Here is a 12,688-nt window from a genome sequence, read left to right on the forward strand (position 1 = left end):
TCAAGCCGGCGACGCGAGCGTGCGCGCCAGAACGTGCTGCCACTGTGCGCCACTGGCGCTGTCCCACACCAGGAACGCCTGCTCGGTACAGCGAAACGCGCAATCGGTCACGTGGATGCGCACCAGGTCAGCTTCAACCAGCGCAAAATCCGGCAGGTACGCCAGCGCACTGCCGGACCGGACAAACCCCAGCAGCAACTGCAGATCATCGGTCCAATAGCGGATCCGGCGCGGCAGTTGATCGTCGCGCCAGCCGTCCGACCTGGCGCCCCGCTGCACCCCGCAAAACAGGGACCGCGGCGGGCACGCAAAGTCGTGTTCCAGCACCTGCGCGCTACTCGCCTCCACCACCCCGCCTTTCTTGCGGCGTGCCAGCGGATGCGTCTTGCCGGCCACCAGCTGCAAATTGAGCTCTCCCAACGGTGTCGCCTCCCAACCGGCACGCCACTCGGCCCCGCGTGCGGCGATCGCTTCACCGGTCACAATGGCGCCATTGATGTCGCCGCGCGCCAGGGCCGCCAGCGCTTCATCCTCGAACATCGCCTGCAGCGACAGCGTGGCGTCAGGCCAGGTGCGCAGTGCTTCGGCGGCGCCCTGCCCGTGGCGCCATAGCAGCAGCGCCGGCCCGCCCAGCCTGCAGGCCAGCGCCGCGCGCTCGCCCATCACGTCGGATTTGGCCTGGTCGGCCAGCGCCAGCAAGGCGCGCGCCCGGGCCAGCAGGCGCTGGCCGCTGTCGTTGAGAACCAACTGCTTGGCCGTGCGATCGAACAGCGGCGTGTCCAGGCTAGCCTCCAGCCGGCGCAGCGCCTTGGACACTGCCGACGGCGTCAAATGCATGTCGACGGCAGCTGCGCCCAGCGAAGGACGCAGCGCGGCGCTGACAAAAATACGCAGGTCGGTCAAATTCATGGTTTCCAAACGAGACACAAACCATGATTATATGTTGCTTTACGCGACCGCACGCGGGAAGTAGCATGGCACCTTCGTTAAAGGAGACTACATGCAACCCATGCACCGCCAATGGATCTATCGCCGCCGTCCCGACGCCACCGTGGGCAGCGAACACTATGCACTGATCGAAGCGCCGCTCGAGAGCACGCTGGGCGCCGGCCAGGTCCTGATCGAGGCGCGCTACTTTAGCGTCGACCCTTACATGCGCATCGGCCAGTCGGGCAAGCCGACCTACGACGCCGATGCCCATCCGCTGAACGTGGTGCAGCAGGGCGGCGTGGTGGCGCAGGTACTGGCCTCGAACGCTGACGGCTTTGCATCCGGCGACTGGGTGCGCAGCTATACCGGCTGGCAAACGCATGCGCGCGTGGCCGCCGGCGAACTGACGCTGCTCGATCCCGCGCTGGCGCCTGTCACCACGGCGCTCGGCGTGCTCGGCATGCCGGGGCGCACCGCCTGGTTCGGGCTGACCGAGGCCGGCCGCCCGCACGCAGGCGACGTGGTGGTGGTGTCGGGCGCCGCCGGCGCGGTCGGTTCGCTGGTGGTGCAGTTCGCCAAGCGCCACGACGCGCGCGTGCTCGCCATTGCCGGCGGCGCGGCCAAGTGCGGCTGGCTGCGCGACAAACTCGGCGCCGACTGGACGCTCGACTACAAGGCTTTTGGCGACGCCGACGCCATGGGCGCAGCCATTAAGGCCATGGCCGGCGGCGTGGACGTGTATTTCGATAACGTGGGCGGCATCGTCACCGACGCCGTGATCCCGCTAATCAACCGGCGCGCGCGCATCGTCATCTGCGGGCAGATCAGCCAGTACAGCGGCGGCCTCGATGCGCCCGAGATGGGCCCGCGCCTGCTGCACCACATGCTGTACCAACGCGCCACCATGCAAGGCATCCTGGCGCGCGACTACGTGCACCGGATGGACGAGATGACGCGCATCGTCGCGCCGTGGGTCCGGGCAGGCGAGATCGTATTCGAAGAAACCGTGATCGCCGGTTTTGACCAGCTCCCGGCGGCGTTGAACTCTCTGTTTACCGGCGAGCATCGCGGCAAGCTGCTGGTGCAGGCATGATCAGAAAGCTGATCGCCTTCGCGCTGCTGCTGTGCGCCGCCGGCGCGGCACTCGCCGCCGGGCCGTCATTCGGCTCGCACGGCATGCTGCTGTTCGGGGGCCCCGGCGCGCTGTACGCGTCGCACCTGCCGATGTTCCATGCCCCGCACGACTACCAGGTCATCTTGCAGCTGCGCCTGGCCGACCAGGCGCAAGACAAGGCGCAAGACAAGGCGCAAGACAAGGCGCAAGACAAGGCGCTGCGCGCGCGCCTGGACGCAGGCATCCAATTGTGGACGCTGGACCCGGAAAAATTCGAGCTCGACCGGTTTGCGCCGGACGCCAGGGCGAACCAGCGTTTCAAGGCCGATCTGGTGCTCGGCCACTTTGAACAGGGCGGCAAGGTCGCGTACGCGGGCGCGGGCGCGGGCGCGGACGTTATCGTGGAAAAAGTGCTGTACTTTCGCCGCTTGTCGGCCGCTCCCGCCCGTTCGGCCGCGGCGCGCTATCTGCAGCTGGGCGACGGCGCACAGCGCTTCCTGGTCAAGCAGATCGACAGCCGACCCGACTTCGATCATGTCCTGGTCGTCCGGGCGCGCAAGGGTGTGCGCGGCGGCGCGGCGGCGCGGTGGTGCTGGCCAAGTCCGCCCTGCTGCAACCGTCGGCGGCGGCCATTGCGCAGGCACTGCCGGGACTCGATGTGGCGGGAACCGTCTACTTTTCGACGCAAGACCTGGAATAGGCGCCGTAACTTGTCAGCGGGCCCGATCTTCGCTACCCTGAGAAGCTTGGGCGTCCCGCCGGGATGCCCTGTTCAACTGACAGCGCAGCCATTTATGAGAAAAATCGCATTTTCGGGCACACTCGACCCGATTACCAATGGCCATATGTGGGTGATCCAGGAGGCGCGCGAACTGGCCGACGAAGTCATCGTCTTCCTGTCCGAGAACCCTGCCAAAAAAGCGCAGTTCACCGCGCCCCGGCGCAAGGAGATCGTCGAGCAGAGTGTGGCGGCGCAGGGCTGGACCAACGTGAGCGTGGTCGTCGTGTACGGCGACTACACGGCGCGTGCGGCCAAGCGCCAGGGGATTGATTTTCTGATCCGCGGCATTCGCAACACGTCCGACTTCGATTATGAAAACCTGATCCAGCAAGCCAACGTCGACGTGCTGCACGGCGCCAAGACGCTGTTCGTGATGCCGCCGCGCGACTTGGGTTCGGTCAGCTCCAGTTTCGTGCGCGGCCTGCAAGGACCCGTTGGCTGGCATTGGACCACCAAGCAGTTCATGCCGGCGCCGGCTTACTGCGCCTGGATCGTGGACTGGCTGCGCAAGGACTGGGACAAGCTGTGGCCGGCCGGCGCGCCGGAGGCCGCGCAGTGGTTCGAGCGGCTCACCGGCGAGACGGCCTATGGCGCGCCGGAACGGGCGTATCACAACCTCGATCACATGGTTCACGGACTCACCGAAATCACCGCCTGGGCGTCGAACACGTGTGCGTCGCAGGAGGACGTGGCGACGCTGAAAAAGGCATTCTGGTTCCATGACGCAGTGTACGGTGGCGCGCGCGATGGCTTGTCGAATGAAGAGCAGAGCGCGAGGCTGTGGCTGGACGCAGGCCTGGACAGCGGCGCGCAGGCCGAGGATATTGCGGCGCTGATCAGGGTGACCGAGCATGCACGGCTGCAAACGGCGTCGCACCGCCTGCAAAACGCCATGCTGGGGGCCGATCTGGCGATTCTGGGGCAGCCGGAGGATGTGTACGATAATTACGCGAGGTCGGTGCGCGCGGAGTACAGCCATGTGGATGACGAGAGCTACAAGGCGGGCAGGAAGAACGCGCTGAATCACTTTTATCGGATTGCGGAAGCCGACGCCTTGTACGCGGACCAGTACTTTTCGAACCTGTACACGGGGCAGGCGCAGGACAACATCGCGCGCGAAATCGCGACCCTCGCTTAACCCCTGCATCGTTCTCGCGCACGAGGGGACCCATGGAACTGACGAGTCGTGTTTCCCTTGAATCGAGCTGCTTGCTGTAACGCATTGATTCGAATCGACCTATTGGCATCCGTTCTATGGGTCCCCGCGTTCGCGAGGACGATGTGGTTTGGGTTTTCGAGTTGCGAAATGTCGCGATGTTTGTGCGGTCAAAGTGTCGTGAATCGTTGAGCCACACCCGCGTGCGCGAGGACGATGTACGGGCATGAAAAAAGCCGCAACCCTCACGGGTTCGCGGCTTTTTTGTCGGTGGCAAAGCTTACTTTGCGGCCGCTTTCTTGGCCGGCGCCTTCTTGGCCGCAGCTTTTTTCGCCGGGGCCTTTTTTGCAGCAGCTTTCTTTGCCGGCGCCTTCTTCGCGGCCGCCTTCTTGGCCGGCGCAGCAGCCTCGCCATCTTCTTCCGGATCGGCCACCGGCGCCGCCTTCACCTTGGCGCCCGGCTTGGCCTTGCGCTCTTCAAACTCGAAGCTGATCTTGCCGTCCTTGCCCTTGACCAGGAAGGCCTTGAACGGCCGGCGCGTGCGCTGCGATACAAACCCCGGCATCAGATCGGTCTTGCCGTCATTGAGCAGCTTGACCATTTGTTCCGGCAAAATCTCCTGCTGCAAGATGATGCGCCCGCTGCGGAAGTCGCACGTCTTCGGCTTGGCCACGCTGTGCTCGCACACGTAGGCCAGGCCCATCTCGTACACGCCCGCGGCGCACTTCGGACAAGGTCCGAGCGGCGTCTGGCCGGTGAAGTCGACGCCTTCGCCGTCTTCGCTGTCGTCGTTCTGGCCAAAGTCGAATTCAAGCTTGCTGTTCTTGATCTCTTCATCGCGCACGATGCGCAAAATGGCGGCAAATGGACGCCCCATCTTCGAGCGGAACCCCTGCATCGGGCCGATGGTGCGCTTTTCCAGCAGTTCTTCCACTTCGGCGATCTCGAACTGGCGGCTACCCGGCGTCTTGCTCATGTTGAATTCGCACTTGGTGCAGGCAAAACGGCGGTAGTTTTCCTTGACCACGCCGCCGCAATTCGGACACGGTGTCGCAAGCGTCGCATAATCGCCCGGGATCGTGTCGTTGTTGTATTCCTTGGCGCGCTTGACGATGATCTGGGTCATCTGGGCGATCTCGCGCATGAATTCTTCGCGCGAGATTTTACCCTTCTCCATTTGCGAGAGCTTGTATTCCCACTCGCCCGTCAATTCCGGCGCCGTCAGTTCGTTCACGCCAAGGCCGCGCAAGAGCGTCATCAGCTGCGACGCTTTCGCGGTCGGCATCAGTTCGCGCCCTTCGCGCAGCAGGTAGCGCTCGCCCAGCAAGCCCTCGATGATGGCCGCGCGCGTGGCCGGCGTGCCCAGGCCCTTGCCGGCCATCGCGTCGCGCAGCTCGTCGTCGTCAATCAGCTTGCCGGCGCCTTCCATGGCCGACAGCAGCGTCGCCTCGGTGTAGCGCGCAGGCGGCTTGGTCACCAGGCCATTGGCGGTGACGGTTTCGGTTTGTACTTTTTCGCCCTTGGCCACGGGGACCAGGTTGCCGCCCGTGTTGTCGTCCTTGTCGCTGTCGGTCGATGCTTCCTTGCCGTAGATCGCCAGCCAGCCCGGATTGGTCATGACCTTGCCTTCGGTCTTGAACTGGTGGCCCGACACCTCCGTAAAGCGGGTCGTGACCTGGAACTCGGCCGGCGGGAAAAACACCGCCATGAAGCGGCGCGTCACCAGGTCATACAGCTTTTGCTCGGGCTCGGACAGGTTCTTGGGCGCGAGCGTGGTCGGGATGATCGCGAAGTGATCCGAAATCTTGGTGTTGTCGAAGATCCGCTTGTTCGGCTTGACCCAGCCCTTGTCGGTGATCTGCTTGGCGAACTGGTGGTAGTTATTATTTTCCGCCAGGCTGGCCATCGTTTCCTTGACGGTGTCGATGTAGTCTTCCGGCAGGTGGCGCGAATCGGTACGCGGGTAGGTCAATACCTTGTGCTTTTCGTACAGCGCCTGCGCCAGGCCGAGCGTGTTCTTGGCCGAAAAGCCGAACCGGCCGTTCGCTTCGCGCTGCAGGCTGGTCAAGTCGAACAGCGCCGGCGCCATCGACGTGGTCGGCTTCGATTCCTCGGTGACCACGCCCTGGCGGCCCTTGCAGGCCATGGCGATGGTGTCGGCTGCGGCGCGGCTCCACAGGCGCTCGGGACGGCGCTCAGGGTCGTTCTCGTCCTTCTTGAAGGCCTGGTCGAGCCAGCGCCCTTCGTAGATGCCGGCCGCGCACACGAATTCGGCGCGCACTTCCCAGTAGTCGCGCGACACGAAGCGCTTGATCTTGTCTTCTCGTTCGACCACGATCGACAGCGTGGGCGTTTGCACCCGGCCCACGGTGGTCAGATAAAAGCCGCCCTCTTTCGAGTTGAATGCCGTCATGGCGCGCGTGCCGTTAATCCCGATCAGCCAGTCGGCTTCGGAGCGGCAGCGCGCGGCATCGGCCAGCGGCAGCATCTCGGCGTCCGAGCGCAGCTTGGTGAAGCCTTCGCGGATCGAGGTTGGCGTCATCGACTGCAGCCACAGGCGTTGAACCGGTTGCTTGGCTTTCGCGTTTTGCTGGATCAGGCGGAAAATCAGTTCACCCTCGCGCCCGGCGTCGCATGCGTTGATCAGCTGCGTGACGTCCTTGCGCTTGATCAGCCGGTTGAGCACCTTCAGGCGCGCTTCGGTCTTGGCGATCGGGTTGAGCGCGAAGTACGGCGGAATCATCGGCAGATGCGCAAAGCTCCATTTGCCGCGCTTGACGTCATGTTCCTCGGGCACCGCGATCTCGAGCAAGTGGCCGACCGCCGACGAGAGCACGTATTGGTCGGACTCGAAGTACTCATCGTGCTTGGTGAAGCCGCCCAGCGTCTTGGCGATATCGTTCGCGACGGAGGGCTTCTCGGCGATGATGAGGGTTTTTGTCATATGGTTTCTCAGCGTACTTTATAGGGGTTCGGCTCGCGCATCATACATGCATGTCCGCAGCCACCGGCATTTTCTGGTTGTTGATACACGAATTGTAACAATCCGGCCGCGGCCAATGATAAGCGGGTTGCCGGGCAATCTGCAAGAGGACTGTGCACGCGGGCGGCCAGAAACCGGCGCAAAGTGACGCGCGGTGTTGTATAGACAGGTGCGAGCGGAAAATTTTAGTGCAGCAGGCGCGGCGTTTGCTCGTCGTCGGAGCCGAACAAGTCATCGAACATCAGTGCGTCCGGCTCTTTTCCCTGGCTCCAGAGCAGCATCAAGACAATGATCTTGAGCTTGCCCAGGCCCACGGGCGACTCTTCCAGCGCCAGCGCGCGCTCGATGACAATTTCGCGCTGCACGGGCGAGAGCACGCTGGCGCTTTCGAGGAACTGGATGAAGCCGATAGCTGGCGTACCGAGCGCGTCGTACTCGGACTCGACGTAAAACCGGGTGCCGGAGGACGAAAACGCGGCGCTCGGTTCGGCGCCGGCCATTTCGGTCAGGTCGTTGAGCCAGACGATGGCTTCGGAGATTTCAACGTCGTCAAAACCCACCGCCGACAATTTACGAGCAAGCGCTTCCGGCTCGGGACAGGCGTCCGGACGGTAGTAGGTCTCGTAAAGATACACAAGGATATCGAACATGGCGCTACTCTATCAGCTAAGCTCGGTCCTGCACAAGTGGCGCACGGTTCCGCCCGGGGATTGACGGTGCGAACCATCCAGGCGGACGCGCGCGCGCGTGGCGAAAGCTGAGGGTGCGGAAAACCATGCGCGCCAGCAGAAACCTCCGTTGCCAAAAATCAATATGCTACGATAAACCCATTTTAATTGTAGGGACATTCATGGCAATCGAACTTTTCAACAATGGAGAACATATCTGCCTGATGTTTTCCGATCTTGTGGAGGCTTCCGAGGGCGAATCGGTCCAGTCCAACCAGTTCCTGATTGTCCGCGAAGGTAACGGCATCTTGCTCGACCCGGGAGGCATCCTTACTTATAACGAGCTGTTTTTGGCGATGAGCAAATTCTTTCCGCCAAAGCAGCTCAAGTATGTATTCGCCTCGCATGCCGACCCCGATATCATCGCTTCCTTGCCTCGCTGGTTGAATGGTTCCGAGACCAAGTTGCTGATTTCCGAAATTTGGTCGCGTTTCGTGCCCCATTTTTGCGCCCAGGGAAAAACCGAAGGCCGCATCATCGCCATGCCCGATGAAGGCACCCTGCTTCCATTCGGGGGTGCAACCTTTCAGATTCTCCCCGCGCACTTCCTTCACGCGGAAGGCAATTTCCAGTTTTACGACGACGTCAGCAAAATTCTGTTTTCCGGCGACATGGGCGCCTCCATGCTGCCGGCCTCGCTCTCGACCCAGCCGGTGCAAGACTTCGATCAGCACTTGCCGTACATGCGCGGCTTCCATTCGCGCTATATGGTGTCCAACAAGGTATGCCGCTATTGGGTCAACATGGTGCGCAAGCTCGACCCCGAATGGATCGTGCCACAGCACGGCGCACCCTTCAAGGGACGGGCCATGATCGCGCGCTTTCTCGACTGGATCGAAAGCTTGCCCTGCGGTGTAGACTTGATGACGCAGGAAATGTACCAATCCCCGACCATGCTCACCGTGGCGCTCTGACACTGGCGTTTTAGCTCTGCGGGAGAAACCGGCGGGCAAGCATTGATGGCTTCAGCGATTGATGCGCTGGAATAATCCACCCGGCAAGCGTTCAATGTGACCGGCAAGCTCCAGCGTCAATAACTGGCCGGCCAGAAAAGCGGGCGCCGTCTGCGTCAGCGCGGCGAGCGCGTCGGTGTTCACCGGTCCGTGCCCCATCGCTTCGAGCAAGGCGTGCGCGGCCCCGCAATAGCCGGGCGCCGTCTCCGCGCTCGGTTCAGCCATTGGTGAGAGGCACAGTTCCGTGAGCAAGTCCCCCACCGATTCGACCAGTTTCGCGCCTTCCTTGATCAGCTTGTGGCAGCCTTTGGCCAGCGCCGAGTGGATCGAGCCGGGAATGGCGAACACGTCGCGCCCCTGCTCGAGCGCCATGCGCGCCGTGATGAGCGAACCCGACCCGGCGGCAGCCTCCACCACCAGCACCGCGCACGACAAGCCGCTGATGATGCGGTTGCGGCGCGGGAAGTTGGCGGACGCGGGCGGCGTGCCAAGTGAGTACTCACTAATGATGCAACCCTCTTCCGCAATGCGGCGCGCCAAGCGCTCGTTGCGGCGCGGGTAGATGCGGTCGGCCCCGGTCCCGATCACCGCCACCGTCGAGCCGACGCCGCGCAAGCCGCCCTCGTGCGCGGCCGCGTCGATGCCCAGCGCCATGCCCGAGACGATGGTCAGGCCCGCTTCGCTGAGCGCATGGCCGAAGTTGCCCGCATTGGACAAGCCTTGCACGCTCGCATTGCGGCTGCCGACCATGGCCACGGCGGGACCGGCCAGCAGTTCGGTGCGGCCAATGGCGTACAGCAAAAAGGGAGGATCGGGAATATGCCGCAACAAGCCGGGATAGGCCGCATCGTCGGGCGTGAGCAAGTGGCGCCCGGGTGCGTCAAGCCAGGTCAGCGCGGCATCGATGCGCTGTGCGACTAGTTGGGAGGGTGGTTCGGACAAGACGCGCGCCCGGGCGGAAGAAACCAGCCCGGCCAGCACGTGGTAGCCGGCCGAAAAAATCGCCTGCGGCGTGCGCAAGCGCTCGAGCAGGCAATGTACCGTGACCCGCCCTACGCCCGGGGTTAGCTCCAGGCGTATCCAGGCGGCCAGGCTTGCGGCCTGGTCAAGTGGAGGGGCGGGATCCGTGTCTTGCACGGCGATATTACTCCGGTGATTTAGCCACGTCGCCGACTTCAACCGGCGTCGTCACTTGCATGATCAGACCATACGAGATGTTCTTGAACACGCGGAAAATAAACAAAGTGCCCGATTCTTCGTCCGGCAGCTTGACCATGGCCGACTGGCCCATCATGCCGGCCTTGATGGTCGGATCCTTCACGGTTCTGCCAAGATTGTAGAGCTGCAGGACGGCGCCCACATCGAGTCCGTCAACCGAACCGCGATTAACGCTGACCACCTGGTTTTGTCCCGCATACGTCACACCGGAATAAATGCCCAGTACGCGCGCATTGATGGCGCGGTCAGGCTGATGCGGCACATAGTTGCGAATTGCCGTAGGGGGCGCGAGCACGAGTTGGTCCCCGACCCCCATTTCCATCTTGGAACTGGCGATCGTGAAAGTGTGCACGTCGGCTGGCGGCTTCGCTTCGCTTTGCAGCTTGGCCGTGCCCAGGTAGACCGCCTCGTAGGCGAGCAACTTGCCGGTTTCCGGATCTTTCAAAGGCGTTCCGGGACGGAACACCTGGAACGAGCTGCCGCCTTTCAGGTTGCCGCGAACATAGACTTTATCGTCCTTGCCCAGGTAAAAGTGTCCTTCGACGCCAGCAACGATGCGCGGCTGCGTGGCCAGTTCATTGACGCCGACGATCAGCGGCTGCGACAGGAAGGGGTCGATGATGTCCGACGGGATCGATGCGATGGCGTCGATGCCCAGCCCTTCGGTGCGCACCTGGGGCGACAGGCGCAGGGTGCCGGTAGCGCCGCCGGAGCCGTCCGAACCCGGACGGTTGAGCGACAGGCGCCCGGTGGCGCGGTCGAAGTAGACAATCTGGCCCGGATAGATCCAGTGCGGATTCTTGATCTGCTCCTTGTTCAGGCCCCATACCTGGGGCCAGCACCAGGCGTGCTCGAGAAATTTTCCCGAAATATCCCACAAGGTATCGCCCTTGACGACCAGGTGCTGGTCGGGAGCGTTGGGACGAAAGTTGCAAGACTTTGGTGCCGCCTGCGCGGGCGCGGCGAGGACGCCTGCGAAAAGCGCTGCAACTGCTATGCGGGCGCTGACTGTGCTAAAATTTTTCATTGAGATGTCCGTTAAGTGCGGCATTAACACGGAATTGCTAGCTGGACTCATAACCTTTGCCAGCCATAGCGCAAGAAAGAGCAGGATTTATCGCTACCCTATCGACGTTTCTGGGGACAAAGCTTGCCGAACTGGATCAAATTCTGCACATAAATCCTTGAAGTAGCAAGAAAAACCGCGATCTGGCCCCCTCCGGACGTGTTGCGTTTTTGTTGTATTGCGGCATCTTAAGCGCAGTTGCTGACGAATCAATCACCGAACAGTTATCGAACTTATTACACCTATGGCAATTCTGAATATTCTCCGCTACCCGGATGCACGCTTGCACAAGGTTGCCAAACCGGTTACCGAATTTGGCGAGCGGATCAACAAGCTGGTCGCCGACATGGCCGAAACCATGTATGACGCCCCCGGCGTCGGGCTCGCCGCCAGCCAGGTTGATGTGCATGAGCAACTGATCATCGTTGACACCACCGACACCAAGGATGCGCTGCAAGTGTTCATCAATCCCAAGATCATCTGGGCCAGTGCTGAAAAGCAGGTCTACGATGAAGGCTGCCTGTCGGTGCCCGGCATCTATGATGGCGTGGAGCGCCCGGCGCAGGTCAAGGTCAGCGCCTTGGACGTGAACGGCCAGCCGTTCGAGCTGTCCGCCGATGGCTTGCTGGCGGTCTGCATCCAGCACGAGATGGACCACTTGATGGGCAAGGTCTTCGTCGAATACCTGTCACCGCTCAAGCGCAACCGGATCAAGGCCAAGATGCTCAAGGAAGAGCGCGGCATCGAACGCGAAGCAGCATTGCGCGCCGCCGGCCGGCGCCATTAACCGATGAAAGTCGTTTTCGCCGGCACGCCCGAGTTTGCCGCGGTTGCGCTCGCGGCGCTGCACCAGGCCGGCTTCGAGATCCCGCTCGTGCTGACCCAGCCCGACCGTCCCGCCGGGCGCGGCCTGCAGCTGCATGCGTCGGCCGTCAAGCAGTTCGCGCTGGCCAATGGCATCGAGGTGCTGCAGCCGCTGTCGCTGCGCACCGACAGCAAGGATCCGGTGCGCGCCGCGCAGGCGCAGGCCGCCCACGAACGCTTGCTGGCGCTCGACTACGATGTGATGGTAGTGGCCGCCTACGGCCTGATTCTGCCGCGCAGCACGCTGGACATCAAGCCTTGCATCAATATCCACGGTTCATTGCTGCCGCGCTGGCGCGGCGCCGCACCCATCCACCGTGCCATTGAGGCGGGCGATGTTGATACGGGCGTGACGATCATGGAAATGGAAGAAGGCCTGGATACCGGGCCAATGCTGCTGATGGAGCGGTTGGCCATTGGTGCGTCCGAGACCACCGGGGCGCTGCACGACCGCCTGGCCAGGCTGGGCGCGGACATGATTGTGCAGGCATTGAAACTGATCGGCCAGGGCAAGCTGCTTGCCGTGCCGCAGCCGGAAGCCGGCGTGACCTACGCGGCCAAGATTAGCAAGGATGAAGCCAAGCTCGATTTTGATCGTCCGGCTCTGGAGCTGTGCCGCAAGATACGCGCGTTCAACCCGTTTCCCGGCGCACATGCCGAGGTCAACGGCGTGACGATCAAGATCTGGGGGGCGCAGGCGTTGGAAGCGGGCAGCGATGCGCTGCCGGGGCAAGTGTTGGCCGCCGATGCACAGCACGGCATTGTGATTGCATGCAAGACCGGCACGCTGCGCCTGACGGAACTGCAAAAACCCGGCGGCAAGCGCTTGCCGGCTGCCGAGTTTCTTAAAGGTTTCCCGCTGGCTGAACTGATGTTCGATTGAAGCGGCAGGTCC

Annotated in this window: 10 protein-coding genes; 5 read left to right on the forward strand and 5 right to left on the reverse strand. The window is 62.6% G+C overall.

Annotated features, from left to right (window positions below):
• Positions 1-909: a LysR family transcriptional regulator gene (locus ACP7D4_RS15680; protein ID WP_426209980.1), complete on the reverse strand. Its 909-nt coding sequence runs from the start codon at positions 907-909 to the stop codon at positions 1-3.
• 91 nt (positions 910-1,000) lie between these two features.
• Between ACP7D4_RS15680 and ACP7D4_RS15685 the strand changes: the two genes are divergently transcribed.
• Together ACP7D4_RS15685 and coaD are read left to right on the forward strand one after the other, a co-directional pair.
• Positions 1,001-2,023: an NADP-dependent oxidoreductase gene (locus tag ACP7D4_RS15685; RefSeq protein ID WP_426209982.1), complete on the forward strand. Its 1,023-nt coding sequence runs from the start codon at positions 1,001-1,003 to the stop codon at positions 2,021-2,023.
• Positions 2,020-3,963 (forward strand): pantetheine-phosphate adenylyltransferase, encoded by a 1,944-nt coding sequence (gene coaD / locus ACP7D4_RS15690; protein WP_426209984.1) that lies wholly within the window; start codon positions 2,020-2,022, stop codon positions 3,961-3,963. The genes ACP7D4_RS15685 and coaD overlap by 4 nt, the downstream gene beginning before the upstream one ends.
• A 298-nt stretch (positions 3,964-4,261) precedes the next feature.
• Here the strand turns inward: coaD and ACP7D4_RS15695 are convergent, their stop codons facing one another.
• Together ACP7D4_RS15695 and ACP7D4_RS15700 are read right to left on the reverse strand one after the other, a co-directional pair.
• Positions 4,262-6,925, reverse strand: a complete 2,664-nt coding sequence (locus tag ACP7D4_RS15695) for a DNA topoisomerase III (RefSeq protein ID WP_426209986.1) — start codon at positions 6,923-6,925, stop codon at positions 4,262-4,264.
• A 224-nt stretch (positions 6,926-7,149) separates the two neighbouring features.
• Entirely contained in the window at positions 7,150-7,614 is a 465-nt protein-coding gene (locus ACP7D4_RS15700) for a DUF494 family protein (protein WP_426105302.1), read from the reverse strand.
• A gap of 200 nt (positions 7,615-7,814) precedes the next feature.
• On the opposite strand from ACP7D4_RS15700, the gene ACP7D4_RS15705 reads away from it, so the two are divergent.
• On the forward strand, positions 7,815-8,606 hold the full coding sequence (locus tag ACP7D4_RS15705; RefSeq protein ID WP_426105396.1) for an MBL fold metallo-hydrolase: 792 nt from the start codon (positions 7,815-7,817) through the stop codon (positions 8,604-8,606).
• 51 nt (positions 8,607-8,657) lie between these two features.
• Here the strand turns inward: ACP7D4_RS15705 and dprA are convergent, their stop codons facing one another.
• Positions 8,658-9,782 (reverse strand): DNA-processing protein DprA, encoded by a 1,125-nt coding sequence (gene dprA, locus ACP7D4_RS15710; RefSeq protein WP_426209988.1) that lies wholly within the window; start codon positions 9,780-9,782, stop codon positions 8,658-8,660.
• Positions 9,783-9,789: 7 nt separating this feature from the next.
• Entirely contained in the window at positions 9,790-10,890 is a 1,101-nt protein-coding gene (locus ACP7D4_RS15715) for a LysM peptidoglycan-binding domain-containing protein (RefSeq protein ID WP_426209990.1), read from the reverse strand.
• A 283-nt stretch (positions 10,891-11,173) separates the two neighbouring features.
• Between ACP7D4_RS15715 and def the strand changes: the two genes are divergently transcribed.
• Together def and fmt are read left to right on the forward strand one after the other, a co-directional pair.
• Positions 11,174-11,716, forward strand: coding sequence for a peptide deformylase (gene def, locus ACP7D4_RS15720; protein WP_426105306.1), 543 nt, complete (start codon positions 11,174-11,176; stop codon positions 11,714-11,716).
• Between the two features lie 3 nt (positions 11,717-11,719).
• The gene (gene fmt / locus ACP7D4_RS15725; protein ID WP_426105308.1) at positions 11,720-12,676 is read left to right on the forward strand and encodes a methionyl-tRNA formyltransferase; all 957 of its coding nucleotides are present in this window, start codon (positions 11,720-11,722) and stop codon (positions 12,674-12,676) included.
• Positions 12,677-12,688 lie beyond the last annotated feature (12 nt).

The organism is Massilia sp. TWP1-3-3 (assembly GCF_049897805.1).
Classification (GTDB): domain Bacteria; phylum Pseudomonadota; class Gammaproteobacteria; order Burkholderiales; family Burkholderiaceae_D; genus Telluria_A.

What these genes read in the sequence shown, in the direction of transcription:
- ACP7D4_RS15680 (WP_426209980.1), bottom strand. Translation starts at nt 909, where the DNA reads ATGAATTTGACCGACCTGCGTATTTTTGTCAGCGCCGCGCTGCGTCCT.
- ACP7D4_RS15685 (WP_426209982.1), top strand. Translation starts at nt 1,001, where the DNA reads ATGCAACCCATGCACCGCCAATGGATCTATCGCCGCCGTCCCGACGCC.
- coaD (WP_426209984.1), top strand. Translation starts at nt 2,020, where the DNA reads ATGATCAGAAAGCTGATCGCCTTCGCGCTGCTGCTGTGCGCCGCCGGC.
- ACP7D4_RS15695 (WP_426209986.1), bottom strand. Translation starts at nt 6,925, where the DNA reads ATGACAAAAACCCTCATCATCGCCGAGAAGCCCTCCGTCGCGAACGAT.
- ACP7D4_RS15700 (WP_426105302.1), bottom strand. Translation starts at nt 7,614, where the DNA reads ATGTTCGATATCCTTGTGTATCTTTACGAGACCTACTACCGTCCGGAC.
- ACP7D4_RS15705 (WP_426105396.1), top strand. Translation starts at nt 7,815, where the DNA reads ATGGCAATCGAACTTTTCAACAATGGAGAACATATCTGCCTGATGTTT.
- ACP7D4_RS15715 (WP_426209990.1), bottom strand. Translation starts at nt 10,890, where the DNA reads ATGAAAAATTTTAGCACAGTCAGCGCCCGCATAGCAGTTGCAGCGCTT.
- def (WP_426105306.1), top strand. Translation starts at nt 11,174, where the DNA reads ATGGCAATTCTGAATATTCTCCGCTACCCGGATGCACGCTTGCACAAG.
- fmt (WP_426105308.1), top strand. Translation starts at nt 11,720, where the DNA reads ATGAAAGTCGTTTTCGCCGGCACGCCCGAGTTTGCCGCGGTTGCGCTC.